Annotated in this window: 22 protein-coding genes and 1 other annotated feature; of the genes, 15 read left to right on the top strand and 7 right to left on the bottom strand. The window is 54.3% G+C overall.

Annotated features, from left to right (window positions below; genetic code table 11):
• The first annotated feature begins 58 nt into the window (after positions 1-58).
• From oppB to ACLEXF_RS06500, 5 genes are read left to right on the top strand one after another with little or no spacing between them, the layout of a single operon-like run.
• On the top strand, positions 59-979 hold the full coding sequence (gene oppB / locus ACLEXF_RS06520; protein ID WP_002910089.1) for an oligopeptide ABC transporter permease OppB: 921 nt from the start codon (positions 59-61) through the stop codon (positions 977-979).
• Positions 980-993: 14 nt separating this feature from the next.
• Positions 994-1,902 carry an oligopeptide ABC transporter permease OppC gene (gene oppC, locus ACLEXF_RS06515; RefSeq protein ID WP_004145396.1) on the top strand — a complete coding sequence of 303 codons (909 nt, stop codon included), beginning with the start codon at positions 994-996 and terminating at the stop codon, positions 1,900-1,902.
• A gap of 11 nt (positions 1,903-1,913) precedes the next feature.
• Positions 1,914-2,927 (top strand): ABC transporter ATP-binding protein, encoded by a 1,014-nt coding sequence (locus ACLEXF_RS06510; protein WP_004151853.1) that lies wholly within the window; start codon positions 1,914-1,916, stop codon positions 2,925-2,927.
• Positions 2,924-3,928: a murein tripeptide/oligopeptide ABC transporter ATP-binding protein OppF gene (gene oppF / locus ACLEXF_RS06505; RefSeq protein ID WP_002910083.1), complete on the top strand. Its 1,005-nt coding sequence runs from the start codon at positions 2,924-2,926 to the stop codon at positions 3,926-3,928. Before ACLEXF_RS06510 ends, oppF begins: the two co-directional genes overlap by 4 nt.
• 54 nt (positions 3,929-3,982) lie before the next feature.
• Positions 3,983-4,810: an ion transporter gene (locus ACLEXF_RS06500; RefSeq protein WP_004203160.1), complete on the top strand. Its 828-nt coding sequence runs from the start codon at positions 3,983-3,985 to the stop codon at positions 4,808-4,810.
• A gap of 63 nt (positions 4,811-4,873) precedes the next feature.
• On the opposite strand, the gene ACLEXF_RS06495 is transcribed toward ACLEXF_RS06500, so the two are convergent.
• Both ACLEXF_RS06495 and cls read right to left on the bottom strand, forming a co-directional pair.
• Positions 4,874-5,203, bottom strand: coding sequence for an HI1450 family dsDNA-mimic protein (locus ACLEXF_RS06495; protein ID WP_002910079.1), 330 nt, complete (start codon positions 5,201-5,203; stop codon positions 4,874-4,876).
• Between the two features lie 34 nt (positions 5,204-5,237).
• On the bottom strand, positions 5,238-6,698 hold the full coding sequence (gene cls / locus ACLEXF_RS06490; RefSeq protein WP_004203158.1) for a cardiolipin synthase: 1,461 nt from the start codon (positions 6,696-6,698) through the stop codon (positions 5,238-5,240).
• 143 nt (positions 6,699-6,841) lie between these two features.
• Here cls and ACLEXF_RS06485 point away from each other — a divergent pair, with 143 nt between their 5' ends.
• Positions 6,842-7,015 carry a YciY family protein gene (locus ACLEXF_RS06485; protein ID WP_023290120.1) on the top strand — a complete coding sequence of 58 codons (174 nt, stop codon included), beginning with the start codon at positions 6,842-6,844 and terminating at the stop codon, positions 7,013-7,015.
• A gap of 278 nt (positions 7,016-7,293) precedes the next feature.
• Here ACLEXF_RS06485 and ACLEXF_RS06480 read toward each other — a convergent pair whose 3' ends face one another.
• Together ACLEXF_RS06480 and ACLEXF_RS06475 are read right to left on the bottom strand one after the other, a co-directional pair.
• Complete coding sequence (locus ACLEXF_RS06480) at positions 7,294-7,941, bottom strand: YceI family protein (protein ID WP_072206868.1); 648 nt, start codon at positions 7,939-7,941, stop codon at positions 7,294-7,296.
• Between the two features lie 680 nt (positions 7,942-8,621).
• Entirely contained in the window at positions 8,622-8,918 is a 297-nt protein-coding gene (locus ACLEXF_RS06475; protein ID WP_002910042.1) for a YciI family protein, read from the bottom strand.
• Between the two features lie 210 nt (positions 8,919-9,128).
• Between ACLEXF_RS06475 and tonB the strand changes: the two genes are divergently transcribed.
• The gene (gene tonB, locus ACLEXF_RS06470; RefSeq protein ID WP_004203153.1) at positions 9,129-9,875 is read left to right on the top strand and encodes a TonB system transport protein TonB; all 747 of its coding nucleotides are present in this window, start codon (positions 9,129-9,131) and stop codon (positions 9,873-9,875) included.
• Between the two features lie 43 nt (positions 9,876-9,918).
• Here tonB and ACLEXF_RS06465 read toward each other — a convergent pair whose 3' ends face one another.
• The 3 genes from ACLEXF_RS06465 to pfkB all read right to left on the bottom strand — a co-directional run bounded on the left by ACLEXF_RS06465 (position 9,919) and on the right by pfkB (position 12,207).
• Complete coding sequence (locus tag ACLEXF_RS06465) at positions 9,919-10,791, bottom strand: fructosamine kinase family protein (protein WP_004203150.1); 873 nt, start codon at positions 10,789-10,791, stop codon at positions 9,919-9,921.
• 105 nt (positions 10,792-10,896) lie between these two features.
• The gene (ghoS, locus tag ACLEXF_RS06460; RefSeq protein WP_004203147.1) at positions 10,897-11,181 is read right to left on the bottom strand and encodes a type V toxin-antitoxin system endoribonuclease antitoxin GhoS; all 285 of its coding nucleotides are present in this window, start codon (positions 11,179-11,181) and stop codon (positions 10,897-10,899) included.
• Between the two features lie 93 nt (positions 11,182-11,274).
• Positions 11,275-12,207: a 6-phosphofructokinase II gene (gene pfkB / locus ACLEXF_RS06455; protein WP_004203145.1), complete on the bottom strand. Its 933-nt coding sequence runs from the start codon at positions 12,205-12,207 to the stop codon at positions 11,275-11,277.
• A gap of 356 nt (positions 12,208-12,563) precedes the next feature.
• On the opposite strand from pfkB, the gene ACLEXF_RS06450 reads away from it, so the two are divergent.
• The 8 genes from ACLEXF_RS06450 to pheS all read left to right on the top strand — a co-directional run bounded on the left by ACLEXF_RS06450 (position 12,564) and on the right by pheS (position 18,718).
• The gene (locus ACLEXF_RS06450) at positions 12,564-13,322 is read left to right on the top strand and encodes a DUF481 domain-containing protein (RefSeq protein WP_004203142.1); all 759 of its coding nucleotides are present in this window, start codon (positions 12,564-12,566) and stop codon (positions 13,320-13,322) included.
• 269 nt (positions 13,323-13,591) lie between these two features.
• Positions 13,592-13,825 (top strand): hypothetical protein, encoded by a 234-nt coding sequence (locus tag ACLEXF_RS06445; protein ID WP_004203141.1) that lies wholly within the window; start codon positions 13,592-13,594, stop codon positions 13,823-13,825.
• Between the two features lie 431 nt (positions 13,826-14,256).
• Complete coding sequence (gene thrS, locus ACLEXF_RS06440) at positions 14,257-16,185, top strand: threonine--tRNA ligase (RefSeq protein WP_017900777.1); 1,929 nt, start codon at positions 14,257-14,259, stop codon at positions 16,183-16,185.
• A 3-nt stretch (positions 16,186-16,188) separates the two neighbouring features.
• Positions 16,189-16,731 (top strand): translation initiation factor IF-3, encoded by a 543-nt coding sequence (gene infC / locus ACLEXF_RS06435; protein ID WP_004189469.1) that lies wholly within the window; start codon positions 16,189-16,191, stop codon positions 16,729-16,731.
• A gap of 92 nt (positions 16,732-16,823) precedes the next feature.
• Positions 16,824-17,021 (top strand): 50S ribosomal protein L35, encoded by a 198-nt coding sequence (gene rpmI, locus ACLEXF_RS06430; RefSeq protein ID WP_001124225.1) that lies wholly within the window; start codon positions 16,824-16,826, stop codon positions 17,019-17,021.
• Positions 17,022-17,071: 50 nt separating this feature from the next.
• Positions 17,072-17,428, top strand: coding sequence for a 50S ribosomal protein L20 (rplT, locus tag ACLEXF_RS06425; RefSeq protein WP_000124850.1), 357 nt, complete (start codon positions 17,072-17,074; stop codon positions 17,426-17,428).
• Positions 17,429-17,546: 118 nt separating this feature from the next.
• Positions 17,547-17,671, top strand: a sequence feature (Phe leader region).
• Positions 17,552-17,596, top strand: a complete 45-nt coding sequence (gene pheM / locus ACLEXF_RS06420; protein WP_001386830.1) for a pheST operon leader peptide PheM — start codon at positions 17,552-17,554, stop codon at positions 17,594-17,596. (Overlaps the previous feature by 45 nt.)
• A 63-nt stretch (positions 17,672-17,734) precedes the next feature.
• Entirely contained in the window at positions 17,735-18,718 is a 984-nt protein-coding gene (pheS, locus tag ACLEXF_RS06415; protein WP_002909105.1) for a phenylalanine--tRNA ligase subunit alpha, read from the top strand.
• Positions 18,719-18,731 lie beyond the last annotated feature (13 nt).

Here is an 18,731-nt window from a genome sequence, read left to right as displayed (position 1 = left end):
CGCTCCATCGTGTCTTATTTGAGAGCAGTGCAAAGGCACACGCCAGAAGGTACGGGCAATGTTAAAATTTATCTTACGTCGCTGTCTGGAAGCGATTCCGACGCTATTCATTCTTATTACCATTTCATTCTTCATGATGCGTCTGGCTCCGGGAAGTCCTTTTACCGGGGAACGCACGCTACCGCCGGAAGTCATGGCGAATATTGAAGCAAAATACCATTTAAACGACCCCATCATGACGCAGTACTTCAATTACCTGAAGCAGCTGGCGCATGGCGATTTTGGTCCCTCCTTTAAATACAAAGATTATTCGGTCAACGATCTGGTGGCGGCCAGCTTCCCGGTTTCGGCGAAACTGGGCTTCGCTGCCTTTTTGCTGGCGGTAGTGATCGGCGTCGCTGCGGGCGTTATTGCCGCTTTGAAGCAGAATACCCGCTGGGACTATGCGGTGATGGGGGTAGCCATGACCGGCGTGGTTATTCCGAGCTTTGTGGTGGCGCCTCTGCTGGTGATGATCTTTGCTATTACCCTGCACTGGCTGCCGGGCGGCGGCTGGAACGGCGGGGCGTTGAAATTTATGATCCTGCCGATGGTGGCGCTTTCCCTGGCCTATATCGCCAGCATCGCGCGAATTACCCGCGGCTCAATGATTGAAGTGCTGCACTCTAACTTTATCCGCACCGCGCGGGCGAAGGGGCTGCCGATGCGCCGCATTATTTTGCGCCATGCGCTGAAGCCGGCGCTGCTGCCGGTGCTCTCCTATATGGGGCCGGCTTTCGTGGGCATCATTACGGGCTCAATGGTCATTGAAACCATTTACGGCCTGCCGGGGATTGGCCAGCTGTTCGTTAACGGGGCGCTTAACCGCGACTACTCGCTGGTGCTCAGCCTGACGATCCTCGTGGGTGCCCTGACTATTCTGTTCAACGCCATCGTTGACGTGCTTTACGCCGTTATCGATCCGAAGATTCGCTACTGAAGCCGGAGTTCGCCATGATGTTAAGTAAGAAAAATAGCGAGGCGCTGGAAAACTTCAGTGAGAAGCTGGAAGTGGAGGGGCGTAGCCTCTGGCAGGATGCGCGTCGCCGCTTTATGCATAACCGCGCCGCGGTCACCAGCTTGATTATGCTGGTGCTCATTGCGCTGTTCGTGACCTTCGCGCCGATGGTGTCGTCATTCTCCTATTTCGATACCGACTGGGGCATGATGTCCAATGCCCCGGACATGGCCTCTGGCCACTACTTTGGGACCGACTCCTCCGGTCGCGATCTGCTGGTGCGCGTGGCGATCGGCGGGCGTATTTCGCTGATGGTTGGGGTGGCGGCGGCGCTGGTGGCGGTGATCCTCGGCACGCTGTACGGTTCGCTTTCCGGGTATCTCGGCGGCAAAGTGGATTCGGTGATGATGCGTCTGCTGGAGATCCTCAACTCCTTCCCGTTTATGTTCTTCGTTATCCTGCTGGTGACCTTTTTTGGTCAGAATATCCTGTTGATTTTTGTCGCTATCGGCATGGTCTCCTGGCTGGACATGGCCCGTATCGTACGCGGACAGACCTTGAGCCTGAAGCGCAAAGAGTTTATTGAGGCGGCGCAGGTCGGCGGGGTCTCCACAGCGAGCATCGTGCTGCGCCATATCGTTCCTAATGTGCTGGGTGTGGTGGTGGTGTACGCCTCGCTGCTGGTCCCCAGTATGATCCTCTTTGAATCCTTCCTCAGCTTCCTGGGGCTGGGGACGCAGGAGCCGCTCAGCAGCTGGGGGGCATTGCTCAGCGATGGCGCCAACTCAATGGAGGTCTCGCCCTGGCTGTTGCTGTTCCCGGCGGGTTTCCTGGTGGTGACCCTGTTCTGTTTCAACTTTATCGGCGATGGTCTGCGTGATGCCCTCGACCCGAAAGACCGCTAAGGAGCGCTGCCATGACCATGATTGAAACGGCAAAAGCGCCGCAAGCGCAGAGTCACAGCGGCCTGCTGCTGGACGTGAAAGATCTTCGCGTCACCTTTAAAACGCCGGATGGCGATGTCACCGCCGTCAATGATCTGAACTTCACCCTCCAGGCGGGCGAAACGCTCGGTATTGTCGGGGAGTCCGGCTCCGGTAAATCGCAGACCGCCTTCGCCCTGATGGGGCTGCTGGCGGCCAACGGTCGCATCGGGGGTTCTGCCACCTTTAACGGTCGGCAAATCCTCAATTTGCCCGAGCGTGAGCTGAACAAACTGCGCGCCGAGCAAATCTCGATGATTTTCCAGGATCCGATGACCTCTCTGAACCCATATATGCGGGTGGGAGAGCAGTTAATGGAAGTCCTGATGCTGCATAAGGGGCTGAGCAAAGCCGAAGCATTTGAGGAGTCGGTCAAGATGCTCGACGCGGTGAAAATGCCGGAAGCGCGCAAGCGCATGAAGATGTTCCCGCACGAGTTCTCCGGCGGGATGCGCCAGCGCGTGATGATTGCCATGGCGCTACTGTGCCGGCCGCGGCTGCTGATTGCCGATGAGCCGACCACCGCTTTGGACGTCACTGTGCAGGCGCAGATCATGACGTTACTGAATGAGCTGAAACGCGAATTTAATACGGCCATCATTATGATCACCCATGACCTCGGAGTCGTGGCGGGGATCTGCGATAAAGTGCTGGTGATGTATGCGGGCCGCACCATGGAGTACGGTCAGGCGCGCGATGTCTTCTATCAGCCGTCGCACCCATACTCTATTGGGCTGTTGAATGCGGTTCCTCGTCTGGATGCCGAAGGCGATGCGTTATTGACCATTCCGGGCAACCCGCCGAACCTGCTGCGTTTGCCGAAAGGCTGCCCATTCCAGCCGCGCTGTCCGCATGCAATGGAACAGTGCAGCAGCGCGCCGCCGCTGGAGTCTTTCGCGCCAGGTCGCCTGCGCGCCTGCTTTAAACCGGTGGGGGATCTGCTATGAACGCCGTAACTGAACAACGAAAAGTCCTGCTCGAAATTGCCGACCTGAAGGTGCATTTCGATATTAAAGATGGCAAACAGTGGTTCTGGCAGCCGTCGAAAACGCTGAAAGCCGTAGATGGCGTGACGCTGCGTCTCTATGAAGGCGAGACCCTCGGCGTGGTGGGGGAGTCAGGCTGCGGTAAATCGACTTTCGCCCGCGCCATCATTGGCCTGGTGAAGGCCACCGATGGCAAAGTGGCCTGGTTGGGTAAAGATCTGCTGGGCATGAAGCAGGAAGAGTGGCGCGACGTGCGCAGCGATATCCAGATGATCTTCCAGGATCCGCTGGCCTCGCTGAACCCGCGTATGACCATCGGAGAAATCATCGCTGAACCGCTGCGTACCTATCATCCGAAGATGCCGCGTCAGGAAGTGCGCGATCGCGTGAAGGCGATGATGATGAAAGTCGGGCTGTTGCCTAACCTGATCAACCGCTATCCGCACGAGTTCTCTGGCGGTCAGTGTCAGCGTATCGGCATCGCCCGGGCGCTGATCCTCGAGCCGAAGCTGATTATCTGCGATGAGCCGGTGTCCGCACTTGACGTGTCCATCCAGGCCCAGGTGGTCAACCTGCTGCAGCAGCTGCAGCGTGAAATGGGACTGTCGCTGATATTTATCGCCCACGATCTGGCGGTAGTTAAGCACATCTCCGATCGCGTACTGGTGATGTATCTGGGCCATGCGGTGGAGCTGGGAACCTACGATGAGGTGTACCATAATCCGCTGCATCCCTATACCAAAGCGCTGATGTCGGCGGTGCCGATCCCCGATCCGGACCTCGAAAAAACGAAAACCATCCAACTGCTGGAGGGCGAATTACCCTCGCCGATTAATCCGCCTTCGGGCTGTGTCTTCCGCACCCGCTGTCCGCTCGCTGGACCGGAGTGCGCCAAAACCCGTCCGGTGCTGGAAGGCAGCTTCCGCCATGCGGTTTCCTGCCTTAAGGTAGACCCGTTATAATCTCAGGGGCTGACGCAGGTCAGCCCTTTTTTTTGCGAGGTTAACGAAGTGGGTATGCTTTCTGCCGCTCGCCTGCGGCTTTATCATTTGCTTTTCGATCAAAACCGACGTTCCGGCCGCCGCTTCGAAGGTCTGTGCGGACTTTTCGCATTGCTCAGCGTGGTGGTGATATTTGTCGAGTCGGGGCTGGGCACGCAATATCATCTGACATTAGATGAATGGCATATTTTCGTCTGGCTGGAGCTGCTGGTGACCGCGGTCTTTACCCTGGAGTATCTGCTGCGTATTGCGACATGGCCCAATCCGCTCCACTACATTTTCAGCTTCTGGGGGTTTATTGACTTAGCGACCATCCTGCCGCTGTACGTGATGTGGCTGTGGCCGGAAATTAGCCTCAATTATGTCTTTGCCTGGCGGGCAATGCGGGCGATCCGCGCGTTGCGTATTCTCAAACTGTTGCGCTTTATGCCTTCGCTCAATGTGTTCTGGCGGGCGATTGTCAGCGCGCGCCATCAGCTGATCCTGTTCTATTCGTTTATCGCCATTGTGATGGTGATTTTCGGCTCGTTAATGTACCTGATAGAAGGGCCAGAGTATGGTTTTACCACGCTCAACGCTTCGGTCTATTGGGCCATTGTAACCATCACTACCGTCGGCTACGGGGATATCACGCCGCATACACCGCTGGGCCGCATCCTGGCCTCCATTCTCATCCTGATCGGATACTCCATTATTGCCATTCCGACCGGGCTTATCACCACCCATATGACCAGCGCCCTGAACCGGCGGCGTCAGCAGCGGGTATGCCCGCAATGCCAGCAGGGCCACCATGACGATAACGCCCGGTTTTGTCACGCCTGTGGCCATGCGTTACCGCAGTAAACCCTCGGCATAAAAAAAGCCTGCCGGGAGGAACGCGGCAGGCTTTTCACTGGCTAGTCAGCGTTATTCACGCCACAGAATATGACACAGCTTATGATCTTTCTCGCGGCACAGCAGTACGCGGGCGAAGATATCATTGATTTCCCCGCCGTCGGTATCCGCCAGGCCAATCACCACTTCGGCGAAGAAATCCGGGTTCAGATCGTAATCCACATGCTCTTCCCAGTCTGCAGACGGGTCGAACAGCTCGGCGCCGCCGCGCTCCTCAAACTGCAGGTTAAACAGAATGATGTCCGCCGGGTCGAGGTTATCGGCCGCCAGTTCGAGGAAGATGTCGTATGCCTGCTCAAGCGTTTCGTCTTCGGTCAGACGGTTGTTTAAATCCATATCCATGATTGCTACTCATTCGGTATCTGATGGGCACGTTTTACAGCAACGGGCTGAAGAAGTAAAACAGTCGCTCGGCGATCCGCTGCCACAGCGGACGTTTTAACCAGCGACGGGCGTCCAGCAGGCGCGAGCGCGAGATATAGTCATCCTGGACCGCCGCCAGATCGCTGCCGAAGCCGGCGTCATCGATGACCAGCGTGATTTCAAAATTGAGCCACAGGCTGCGCATATCCAGATTCACGGTACCCACCAGACTCAGTTCGCCATCGACCAGCACGCTCTTGGTATGCAACAGGCCGCCTTCGAACTGGTAAATCTTCACCCCTGCTGCCAGCAGCTCGGTGAAAAAGGCCCGGCTGGCCCAGCCCACCAGCAGCGAATCGTTCTTGCGCGGTAAAATAATACTCACGTCCACGCCGCGCTGGGCGGCGGTACAGATCGCGTGCAGCAGGTCGTCGCTGGGTACGAAGTAGGGTGTGGTCATGATCAAATGCTCTTTCGCCGCATAGGCGGCGGTGAGGAGAGCCTGATGAATCAGATCTTCCGGAAAGCCCGGTCCGGAGGCGATCGTGTGAATAGTATGTCCGCTGGCCTCTTCGAACGGCATGATATTGACGTCCGGCGGCGGCGGCAGAATGCGCTTGCCGGTCTCGATCTCCCAGTCACAGGAGTAGACGATGCCCATCGAGGTCGCCACCGGGCCTTCCATGCGCGCCATCAGGTCAATCCACTGTCCGACCCCTGAGTCCTGTTTAAAGTAGCGGGGATCAACCATATTCATGCTGCCGGTGTAGGCGATATAGTTATCGATCATTACCATTTTGCGATGCTGACGCAGGTCCATCCGGCGCAGAAACACACGCATCAGATTGACCTTGAGAGCCTCGACCACTTCAATGCCGGCGTTACGCATCATTGCCGCCCATGGGCTGCGGAAAAAAGCCACACTGCCCGCGGAGTCGAGCATCAACCGGCAGTGGACCCCGCGACGGGCGGCGGCCATCAGCGATTCGGCGACGCTGTCGGCCATGCCGCCTGGCTGCCAGATATAGAAGACCATCTCAATATTATGGCGAGCCAGTTGAATATCGCGGATCAGGGCCTGCATAACATCGTCAGATTCCGTCAGCAGCTGCAGCTGGTTGCCTTTTACGCCGCCAATGCCCTGGCGCCGTTCGCACAGCTTGAACAGGGACTCGGCCACCGGGCTGTTATCTTCCGCGAAGATATGTTTGCAGGCTTTGAGGTCGTTTAACCATTTGGCCGTGGAAGGCCACATCGCCCTCGCGCGTTCTGCCCGCCGCTTGCCAAGATGCAGCTCGCCAAAGGAGAGATAGGCGATGATCCCCACCAGCGGTAGAATATAAATGATCAATAACCATGCCATCGCGGACGGCACAGCGCGGCGTTTCATTAGAATTCGTAATGTTACACCGGCGATCAACAGCCAGTACCCCAGAATGACCAGCCAGTTCACCACCGTGTAAAAGGTTGTCATAGATGTAAAATCCTTTTGAATGACGTTATGTGATGAGTTTACGCATCAGTATTTTTCTGGCAAATAAAAACGCAGCGAAAGCGGTGGTCAGCCGCAGGCAGAGGTTTATAATGGGGGCTGTTTTCACTCGTAGAGTCGTTGCAATGAAGCGTAGTAGAACGGAAGTAGGGCGCTGGCGCATGCTGAGACAGGTGAATCGCCGTAAAGCGCGCTGGCTGGAAGCCCAATCACGCCGCAATATGCGGATCCTCGCCATCAGGAAGGGGCTGGTGAAACGGCAGCGCCATGCTCTGCTGTTTATTTTCCCCGACTGTTAAGCGAGCAGGCTAACGGCACCGTGCGCGGTGCCGTTGTCGTTTTCTCAGCCCTGCGCTGAACTCCCTTTTAACATCGCCTGGTGGCCTAATGAAATATCTATGCGATGTCTGTCAGGGCATGACGGGGAATTACCGGCAGAACTCCTTATTCTGCGACAGACATTAACCGCCCTGCAGAAGCCTGAACAGGGCGTAGGGTTGTCGATCGTTTTTCAATTTCATGCTAACTATCGGGGTGACCACTCTGATTAAAATGCACCGCTTTTGTGGGTGTAAATTTATTTGGCATAGGCTTCCGTAGATAACGTGATGGTCACGTTATCACTCACCGCCGGAACATATTTATCAAGCTTGAAGTCTGAACGTTTTATTACCCCAGTGGCATCAAAACCAATGGCCTCCTTTTTCACCATCGGATGCATGTCCTGCTTGTTCAGGGTGGCATGCAATACTACCGGTTTAGTGATACCTTTAATGGTCAGGTTACCTTCAACATCATATTTATTGCCGCCTTTACTTTCCACCCGGGTGCTCTGAAAGGTTGCCTCAGGATACGTTTTGACATCGAAGTACTCTTTGCCTAAAAACTCATCCGTTAACGCTTTGACATGCGTATCAATGGTTTTGACTGGCAGCGTGACGTGCACAGAGGATTTCTCTGGGTTATCTTTGTCAAAAGATAGTTTCCCTGAAACATCAGAGATATAGGCGGTAGGGTTAGAGAAACCAAAATGGTTCCAGGCAATAACAACCGAAGTATGCTGTGGATCCAGGCTATATTCTGTCGCAGCGGCCTGTGATACAGGAATATATAAGGCAAGCAGAGAAAATAATGCGGTTTTTTTCAGGGTGTTCATACAAAAATCCTCATAAGCGTCAGGTGCATAAATGGTAGCCCAAAAAAATGCAGGGCTTATTGAAAACATTTGTTATTCCCGTTCAAATATTTTAACCAACCAATAATAACCCTACAATCACTCCGCGTGAATTTTACCTAACGAAATTAATAGGCATTAAAAAAATCCTCTGTAACGTAAATCTGGTCACGTGATCTTTATACGTTCATCCCTATGGGATATGCCTGGATCAGCGCATTTTTTTATTTCCGGTTGCTTTCCAGACACCGCGATCCTGAATGCAGCAAGATAGGCGATATTTGGTCCTATGTCAGCTGAACCGGATATACATGCTTATTTACTCCAGGCGTTAATATCTGTTGCTGAGAATCCCTCTCTCTTTAACGATCTTCTTTCAACTGTGTTTAAGATTTACCGGACGATGTCGGGATGCGCTGGCATGCAAAGCAAGCGATAGATCCATGCAAGATCTCTGTCACAGACTTATTCAATATATTAGCCATTCAATATCATGCCCGGCGTCGACGTTTGGTCGGCATTTTCTGTTGCCGCAAAAGGCGAGGTGATGGTCGATGATGTCGTCGCTGGGGAAGAGATGTGCTCATCTTCCAGGCATCTCAGGCGGATAACAGCCAGCGCTTTCGTGCGGTTAAAAAGGGCGGCATTTTAATGTTGTGTAGAAAAATGCGCCCTTTCATCTGATGGACTGGTGTGTTTTTGCGGTTAACCAGAAAAAGAAAAGGGTATTTTCAAAATACTTTCTTATATGGCTTAACAGAGACCTGGCGGTAGACGCCAGCTGCAATGTACGGATCGTCATTGGCCCAGGCCTGAGCCGCTTCCAGCGATTCAAACTCAGCGATTACCGTTGAGCCGCTGAATCCGGCTGCGCCCGGTTCGTTGCTGTCAACGGCCGGCATTGGTCCGGCGGTAAGCAACCGACCTTCATCATGTAAAAGTTGTAGACGCGCAAGATGCGCGGGGCGAACCGAGAGCCGCTTTTCCAGAGAATCGGCGATATCTTCAGCGTAGATAACGTAAAGCACGGCAAAGCTCCTTATCAATAAACAGGCGAATTACGTTAAGTTAAACGACGATGGACTGCAATGCAAAGATGCGCCCCGGCGCCGAATGCCCTGCCGACGCGGCTTTTTTCCGCAAATGGCGGCAAAAATTGACTCAGGTTAAGACGGCTTATTGAATATGATTGCTATTTGCATTTAAAATCGTAGCATCATTTTTCAACAGAAACGACTATGAGCGCAATGACCCTTGATTTACCTCGCCGCTTCCCGTGGCCAACGCTGCTGTCCGTGGCTATCCACGGTGCCGTTGTGGCGGGGCTGCTTTATACCTCGGTACATCAGGTTATTGAACAGCCTTCCCCGACGCAGCCGATAGAGATCACCATGGTGGCGCCGGCCGATCTTGAGCCGCCCCCGGCGGCGCAACCCGTCGTGCAGCCCGTTGTTGAACCCGAACCAGAGCCGGAACCTGAGGTGGTCCCTGAGCCGCCGAAAGAGGCGCCGGTGGTGATCCATAAACCAGAACCTAAGCCGAAGCCCAAACCTAAACCGAAGCCCAAGCCGGAGAAAAAGGTTGAGCAGCCTAAGCGGGACGTCAAGCCGGCAGCGGAGCCGCGTCCGGCTTCACCGTTTGAAAACAACAATACGACGCCAGCGCGCACCGCGCCGAGCACCTCCACCGCAGCGGCCAAACCCACCGTCACTGCCCCGAGCGGCCCGCGGGCCATCAGCCGTGTCCAGCCGACCTATCCGGCGCGCGCTCAGGCGCTGCGCATTGAAGGGACGGTGCGGGTGAAGTTTGACGTCACGCCAGATGGCCGAATTGATAATTTGCAGATCCTCTCCGCCCAGCCGGCGAATATGTTCGAGCGCGAGGTGAAAAGCGCGATGCGCAGATGGCGTTACGAGCAGGCAAGACCGGGAACCGGCGTGACGATGACCATTAAATTCCGCCTCAACGGCGTCGAGATTAACTGATAATGCAGGGCGGCGGACCGGTGAGGTCCGCCGTAAACCTTGTCTAACGCGTTTTTTCCATCAGGACATCGTCCAGCGCCTGCTGGACTGTCACCAGGTGCTGGCCACCGAACAATATCGCCCGGTTCAGCAGGGTATAAAGCTGGTAAATCGGCTGACGCTCGAGAAAACCAGCCGGTAGCGGCGAGACGGACTGATAGCCGTCATAGATCTGCGGGGGTTGTTCCGGGTGCATCGGCAGCATTGCTAAATCACACTCGCGGTCGCCCCAGTAGCAGGCCGGGTCGAAGATGTAGGGGCCATCCGGCCCTAAGGCGCAGTTGCCGGACCACAGATCCCCGTGCAGCAGCGAAGGTTGCGGCTGATGGTTGGCCAGCCGCTGCTGTACCACATCGACTAAGGTATCGATATCGCCAAAGTGCAACCCTTTCTCCGCCGCCAGCTCCAGCTGCCAGCCGATACGCTGCTCGGCAAAAAACACCGACCAGCGACGCTGCCAGGCGTTGGGCTGCGGCGTGGTGGAAAGATCGTTATCAAAATCCAGACCGAACTGCGGCTGATCGCTCCACCGATGCAGGTGGGCTAACTGCTGGCCAAGCAGGAAAGCGTTATGCGCATCCAGCGGACGGGGAGGGAGGTATTCCATGACCACGAAGCTGTAGTCGCGATCGCTGCCGACGGCAAAGACCTGCGGTACGCGAACGGTTTTGCTTCGCGACAGCAGCTCCAGCTGATCGGCCTCGGCGGTGAAGATAGGCAGGAGTTCCCGTTCGTCGCATTTCACGAAGTAATCTTTGCCGCCGAAGCGCAAATGCCAGGCGGAATGGATCTCTCCGCCGGGCAGCTCGGTTTTCAGTTCGATTTCAGCGTCTTCGGTATGCCAATCGCGTAAAAGAGTACTGATTGCTTGCCACATGCTGTCTCTCCCCATGTTTTCCACCATATCATAAGGTTAGCGCATTACTACCGGGTAAACCTGGAACTGACGCACAACTGACGCTTTCCGTTGCGCTAAACGCATTTATTGAGCTTTTAACCACTCGGCGAATGTGCTGACGGCGATTTCTGCCGGACGGCCAAGGGCCGATTCCGCCAGGCCGGCGCTGAGAGCTTTCACTTCCTCGGCTGTTTGGGCGCTCAGCAGGCCAAAGGTATTGGTGCCCAGCTCATGGGGCGTGCCCTCTTCATCATTGAGCGTTAGTACAAACCCGGCACGGGTAAAATGGTTGCTGACCTCATTGATCTCCGTCAGCACCTGCTCATGGAAGGTTACGCTGACGACCCAGGCGGTAATTTCATTGCTCATCTCGACACCCCGTTGTTATGTATGGCCTTTCCAGCATAGACCATCCTGCAAATCTCGCGGCTCCCCTCCGCCGGCGCGGAGGGGCAGGGGAAATCAACGTCCGCAGAGATAATCGTAGATTTTTTGCGTATTGGCCTGCGAACAGAGGCGGGTACCCTGGTTGATGGTCGCGGCACTACCGGCGGCGACGCCAAAGCGTACCATGTCTTCGAGGCTGGCGTTTTCCGCCAGACGCAAGGTCATGGCGCCCACCATGCTGTCGCCGGCGCCGACGGTGCTCTGGCTTTTCATTGGCGGCGGCACCACCTGAACGCTGCCGCTGGCGTCAACCCCTAACGCCCCCTGCGGACCGAGGGAGACCACCACCCGGCGCACTTTACCGGACTGGATCAACGACTGAGCGGCAAGGCGGACGTCATCAGGCTGGCTCAGATCGCGCTGCACGAGGGCGCTGAGCTCTTTCTGGTTTGGCTTCACTAATTCAATATTGCCGACGTCCAGCGCGGCGGCCAGCGCATCGCCGGAGCTGTCGATAATGCAACGCAGGCCTTGCTGTTGCGCATTTTTAACCAGCTGCATCAGATTTTCGACGCTGATACCTGGCGGCAGGCTGCCGCTGATCACCAGCAGTGAGCCGGGGTCGATGGTCAGGACTTTTTCTTCCAGGCGGCGGAATTCATCGTCTGTCAGCGCGGCGCCGGGCATCACAAAGCGATACTGTTCGCCGCTGGCGGCCACGTGAACGTGCAGGTTCTGTCGCGTCCAGTCGCGGGTTTCGACGGTTTCGATCGGCACCTGCTCATCGGCCAGCAGGGCGGCAAGGTGCTCGCCGGTGGCGCCGCCAATCGGGAAAATGGCGGTGGCTTTGCCGCCGAGAAAGGTCACGGCGCGGGCGACGTTGATCCCGCCGCCGCCGGGTTCAAATACCGGCGCGCTGCAGCGGAGTTTCCCTTCCGGGTAGATCTGCGGGGTCTGGGTGGCGCTATCCAGCGAGGGGGCCAGCGTGAGCGTATAAATTTTGGTCATTCCTTCTCCTCCTTAATACGGCGACTGTGCTTTATTTAAGCATGGCACGATGATTCAGGGAGGGAAAGTGCTGTCCCTGAGAGATTTGCAAAGAAGCCTGTATTTTCATTATGAAATAAAGATTGTTTCCGGAGCTGTCTTATTCAAAAAACGAAAGAGTAAGTGATTGCTATGTTATTCGTGCTTTTTTATAATTTGCTACCTTTCTTAGGACCTGCACTCCGCGATCCTCGCGAAAGTTTCCGGGACCCACAGGTCTCTTTTATGTTGTACGGACGCTAAATTCAATGAGCCGGCATGGTTAGGCCTGTTCATCATTTGTACTGTCCTAAAAAAATGTATTTTAGAGAGTTATAATGAAGCTTTTAAAGACAGTACCCGCAGCGGTCATGCTGGCGGGGGGGCTTTTTGCGTCTGTTGGCGCAATGGCCGATGATTCTGTATTTACCGTCATGGATGACCCTTCCGCTGCCAAAAAACCGTTCGAAGGGGTGGTCAACGCAGGTTACCTGGCGCAGTCCGGCAACACCAAGAACTCCTCAATGACGGCTGATTCCACCCTGACCTGGTATGGCAACACCACCGCCTGGTCGCTGTGGGGCAACGCCAGCAACACCTCGTCCAACGATGAGCGCTCCTCAGAGAAATATGCAGTCGGTGGTCGTAGTCGCTATAACCTGACCGATATGAACTACGTCTTTGGGCAGGGCAGTTGGCTAACCGACCGTTATAACGGCTATCAGCAGCGCGATGTCCTGACGGCGGGCTATGGTCGTCAAATCCTCAACGGACCGGTGCACAGCCTGCGGTTTGAATTTGGTCCTGGCGTCCGCTATGACGAATACACCGACGGGGATACCGACACTCAACCGCTGGGCTACGCCTCCGGAACCTGGGCCTGGCAGATGACCGATAACGCCAAATTTACCCAAGGGGTATCGGTATTTGGCGCCGAGGACACCACGGTCAACTCAGAGAGTGCGTTAAACGTGGCGATTAACGCCCACTTTGCGTTGAAAGTGGCGTACAACGTCACCTGGAACTCGGAGCCGCCTGCGTCTGCGCCGGAGCATACCGATCGCCGGACCTCGCTCTCCCTCGGGTATAAAATGTAATATTTTCAGGCCGGGTTTCCCGGCCTGATCGTTTTAGATTTAGCAATAAGTGACATTATTTTTTCTGGCAATTCGTTTTAGTTTTTATAAAAAGAAACTGGCCTCCATCTTTTCTCCATTATTCTCCATTTGCTGACAAATATTCATTCTATTTGACACGAAAAGCTAAATATTGAACGGACAAATATGTGATCTGGATCTATACTAACAGCCACTGACCGAATGGAGACATTGTTCGGTCCGTCTTCCGTAATAAGAGAATAAACATCATGAAAAAAAGCCAGTTTACCATCGCAGCCCTGGCGCTGTGCGTGCTTTCCTTTGGCGCATCGGCCGCCACGCCAGTTCCGCCGTCGGGTAACCAGGACCATACGCAGGTAGGTATCGCCAAAGCTACCGACGTTGAGGCCGGATCGAATATTGCCCCCGGTTCCCGTAGCACCGGACAATCCATGAGCGATGCCTTTAATGTGCATACGCTGGTGGCAGGCGAGTGGTCTTAATATCGCAGGCTACTGCTTCACGGGCAGTCTATTAAGCCGGGTAAAGTGGTACCGGTTTAACGACCCGCGCTAAACATCACGCAGGCAATATCAACGCGTCTCTTTTAGTTAGCCCGCATAATATCGTCCGGCTTCGCTGGTGATTATTATCGGCCCTTCCTGGCGGATATTCTGCTTTTATCCGCGCCGCTCTTGTTTTCTCCGCATTCCGCCATCATTTATGCTATTGCGGCTTTAATCACGTACCAATGATGTGTAAACTACTCCCCGGTGTTATCAGCAGGCGGCAGCAGGCGGGAACGATCGCTCCGGTCGTGCTCCTCTTTTCGCAGAGTGAAGCGGGAACTGCGCCTTAACCTGGTGATAATTATGATTATATTGTTTTGTATGTGCTCTTTCGTGTGGGGCACCACTGCAAATAAGGACATAAAATGCCTGTAATTACGCTTCCTGATGGCAGCCAACGCCATTTTGATCACGCCGTCAGCCCGATGGACGTCGCGCTGGATATCGGCCCAGGCCTGGCGAAAGCCACCATCGCCGGCCGGGTAAACGGTGAACTGGTAGACGCCTGCGACCCGATCGAAACCGATTCCACCCTCTCTATTATCACGGCTAAAGATGAAGAAGGGCTGGAGATCATTCGTCACTCCTGCGCGCACCTGTTAGGCCATGCTATCAAACAGCTGTGGCCCAACACCAAAATGGCTATCGGTCCGGTTGTTGATAATGGCTTCTACTATGACGTAGACCTCGACCACACCCTGACTCAGGAAGATATCGACGCGCTCGAAAAACGTATGCATGAGCTCGCCGAGAAAAACTACGATGTCATCAAGAAGAAAGTGAGCTGGCACGAAGCGCGTGAAACCTTCGTGAAGCGAGGCGAAAGCTATAAAGTTTCTATTCTTGACGAAAACATTGCTCATGATGACAAGCCTGGCCTGTATCATCATGAAGAATATATCGATATGTGCCGCGGTCCGCACGTGCCGAACATGCGTTTCTGCCATCACTTCAAGCTGATGAAAACCGCAGGCGCGTACTGGCGCGGCGACAGCAACAACAAGATGCTGCAGCGCATTTATGGTACCGCGTGGGCCGATAAGAAAGCCCTGAACGCCTACCTGCAGCGCCTGGAAGAGGCCGCGAAGCGCGACCACCGTAAAATCGGCAAGCAGCTCGACCTGTACCACATGCAGGAAGAGGCGCCGGGTATGGTCTTCTGGCATAACGACGGCTGGACTATCTTCCGTGAACTGGAAACCTTCGTGCGCTCCAAGCTCAAAGAGTACCAGTACCAGGAAGTGAAAGGTCCGTTCATGATGGACCGCGTGCTGTGGGAAAAAACCGGCCACTGGGACAACTACAAAGATGCGATGTTCACCACCTCTTCTGAGAACCGTGAATACTGCATTAAGCCGATGAACTGCCCGGGCCACGTGCAGATCTTCAACCAGGGGCTGAAATCCTACCGTGACCTGCCGCTGCGTATGGCGGAGTTCGGTAGCTGCCACCGCAACGAGCCGTCAGGTGCGCTGCACGGTCTGATGCGCGTTCGCGGCTTTACCCAGGATGATGCGCATATCTTCTGTACTGAAGATCAGGTTCGCGATGAAGTGAACGCCTGTATTCGTATGGTCTACGATATGTACAGCACCTTTGGCTTCGAGAAGATCGTTGTCAAACTGTCGACTCGCCCGGAAAAACGTATCGGCAGCGACGAGACCTGGGATCGCGCGGAAGCGGATCTGGCGGTGGCGCTGGAAGAAAATAATATCCCATTTGAATATCAACTGGGTGAAGGGGCGTTCTACGGCCCGAAAATTGAATTTACCCTGTATGACTGCCTCGATCGTGCATGGCAGTGCGGTACGGTACAGCTGGACTTCTCTCTGCCGCAGCGTTTAAGCGCCTCCTATGTGGGCGAAAACAACGAGCGTCAGGTGCCGGTCATGATCCACCGTGCGATTCTCGGTTCTCTGGAGCGCTTCATTGGCATCCTGACCGAAGAGTTCGCTGGCTTCTTCCCAACCTGGATTGCGCCAGTGCAGGTGGTGGTCATGAATATCACCGATTCTCAGGCTGAATACGTTAACGAATTGACGCGTAAACTACAAAATGCGGGCATTCGTGTAAAAGCAGACTTGAGAAATGAGAAGATTGGCTTTAAAATCCGCGAGCACACTTTACGTCGTGTCCCGTATATGTTGGTCTGTGGCGACAAAGAAGTCGAAGCCGGCAAAGTGGCCGTGCGCACCCGTCGCGGGAAAGACCTCGGCAGCATGGACGTAAATGAAGTGATCGAGAAGCTGCAACAAGAGATTCGCAGCCGCAGTCTTCAACAACTGGAGGAATAAGGTATTAAAGGCGGAAAACGAGTTCAAACGGCACGTCCGAATCGTATCAATGGCGAGATTCGCGCCCAGGAAGTTCGCTTAACAGGTCTGGAAGGTGAGCAGCTGGGTATTGTGAGTCTGAGAGAAGCTATCGAAAAGGCTGAAGAGGCTGGAGTAGATTTAGTTGAAATCAGCCCTAACGCCGAGCCGCCAGTTTGTCGTATCATGGACTACGGCAAGTTCCTTTATGAAAAGAGTAAGTCTTCTAAGGAACAGAAGAAGAAGCAGAAAGTTATCCAGGTTAAGGAAATTAAATTCCGCCCTGGTACTGATGAAGGTGACTATCAGGTAAAACTCCGCAGCCTGATTCGCTTTCTCGAAGATGGCGATAAGGCCAAAATCACGCTGCGTTTCCGCGGTCGTGAGATGGCCCACCAGCAGATCGGTATGGAAGTGCTTAACCGCGTGAAAGACGATCTGGTTGAACTGGCAGTAGTCGAATCCTTCCCAACGAAGATCGAAGGCCGCCAGATGATCATGGTGCTCGCTCCTAAGAAGAAACAGTAAGGCCATCAAGAAACATTTCCGGTGGGCTTCGGCTCACTGGTTTTGTTCGCCTTTGTTTCGTTTATTAACAATGCGAAGTGGAAGTTATTAAAATGCCAAAAATTAAGACCGTACGCGGTGCTGCTAAGCGCTTCAAAAAAACCGGTAAAGGTGGTTTTAAGCACAAGCACGCTAACCTGCGTCACATTCTGACTAAAAAAGCTACCAAGCGTAAACGTCACCTGCGTCCGAAAGCCATGGTTTCCAAAGGCGATCTGGGCCTGGTTATCGCGTGCCTGCCGTACGCATAAGTCGTTAACGTTTAACTTTTTTAACTTAGAATAGATACAGGAGAGCACACATGGCTCGCGTAAAACGTGGTGTAATTGCACGTGCACGTCACAAGAAAATTTTGAAACAAGCTAAAGGCTACTACGGTGCGCGTTCTCGCGTATACCGCGTTGCCTTCCAGGCTGTTATCAAAGCTGGTCAGTACGCTTACCGTGACCGTCGTCAACGTAAACGTCAGTTCCGTCAACTGTGGATTGCACGTATCAACGCAGCAGCACGTCAGAACGGTATTTCTTACAGCAAATTCATCAATGGCCTGAAAAAAGCCTCTGTTGAAATCGACCGTAAGATCCTGGCTGACATCGCCGTATTCGACAAAGTAGCGTTCACCGCTCTGGTCGAAAAAGCGAAAGCAGCTCTGGCATAAGCCAGTTGAAAGAGGGAGCTTGTCTCCCTCTTTTCGTTTCAACACCATCAATACATTGACTTTTATCGGCGCAGGCTTTTCAATACAGGTCTGACGTTTCTTACCAGACAAGGTAATGCAAGCATGAATGCTGCTATTTTCCGCTTCTTTTTTTACTTTAGCACCTGAACTCAGGAGGCTAGCGCGTGAAAGAAGAAACGGAAAACAGCGCCAGAAAGCCTCCCCTGTGGAGGCTTTTTTCGTATATGGATTCGGAATATTAATTTCACTATAACCGGTGTCTGCACCGACATAATGAGGAAAACCATGTCACATCTCGCAGAGCTGGTTGCCAGTGCCAAGGCAGCCATTAACGAGGCATCAGATGTTGCTGCGCTGGACAACGTCCGCGTGGAATACCTGGGTAAGAAAGGGCATCTGACCCTGCAAATGACCACCCTGCGTGAGTTGCCGCCGGAAGAGCGTCCGGCAGCCGGTGCGGTCATCAACGAAGCGAAAGAGCAGGTACAGCAGGCGCTGAATGCGCGCAAAGCCGAACTGGAAGGGGCGGCGCTGAATGCTCGTCTGGCTGCAGAGACCATCGACGTCTCGCTGCCGGGTCGCCGCATTGAAAATGGCGGCCTGCATCCGGTCACCCGCACCATCGACCGTATTGAAAGTTTCTTCGGTGAGCTCGGCTTTACCGTGGCGACGGGCCCGGAAATCGAAGACGATTACCACAACTTCGATGCGCTGAATATCCCGGGTCACCATCCGGCGCGCGCTGACCACGACACTTTCTGGTTCGATGCCACTCGCCTGCTGCGCACCCAGACCTCCGGCGTGCAGATCCGCACCATGGAAAACCAGCAGCCGCCGATCCGTATTATCGCGCCGGGACGCGTCTATCGTAACGACTACGATCAGACCCACACCCCGATGTTCCACCAGATGGAAGGTCTGATCGTTGATAAAAACATCAGCTTCACCAACCTGAAAGGAACCCTGCACGATTTCCTGAACAACTTCTTTGAAGAAGATCTGCAGGTACGCTTCCGTCCGTCTTACTTCCCCTTCACCGAACCGTCCGCGGAAGTCGACGTGATGGGTAAAAACGGCAAATGGCTGGAAGTGCTGGGCTGCGGGATGGTGCACCCGAACGTGCTGCGCAACGTGGGTATCGATCCGGAAGTGTATTCCGGCTTCGCCTTTGGCATGGGCATGGAGCGTCTGACCATGCTGCGCTATGGCGTCACCGATCTGCGCGCGTTCTTCGAAAACGATCTGCGTTTCCTCAAACAGTTTAAATAAGGGCAGGACAGAA

Origin of the sequence: Klebsiella pneumoniae complex sp. WS1778 (genome assembly GCF_049472055.1) — a bacterium.
GTDB classification, from domain to species: domain Bacteria; phylum Pseudomonadota; class Gammaproteobacteria; order Enterobacterales; family Enterobacteriaceae; genus Klebsiella; species Klebsiella quasipneumoniae.
Note: the sequence above shows the minus strand (reverse complement) of the source record. Positions and strands in the feature narration are given on the sequence as shown.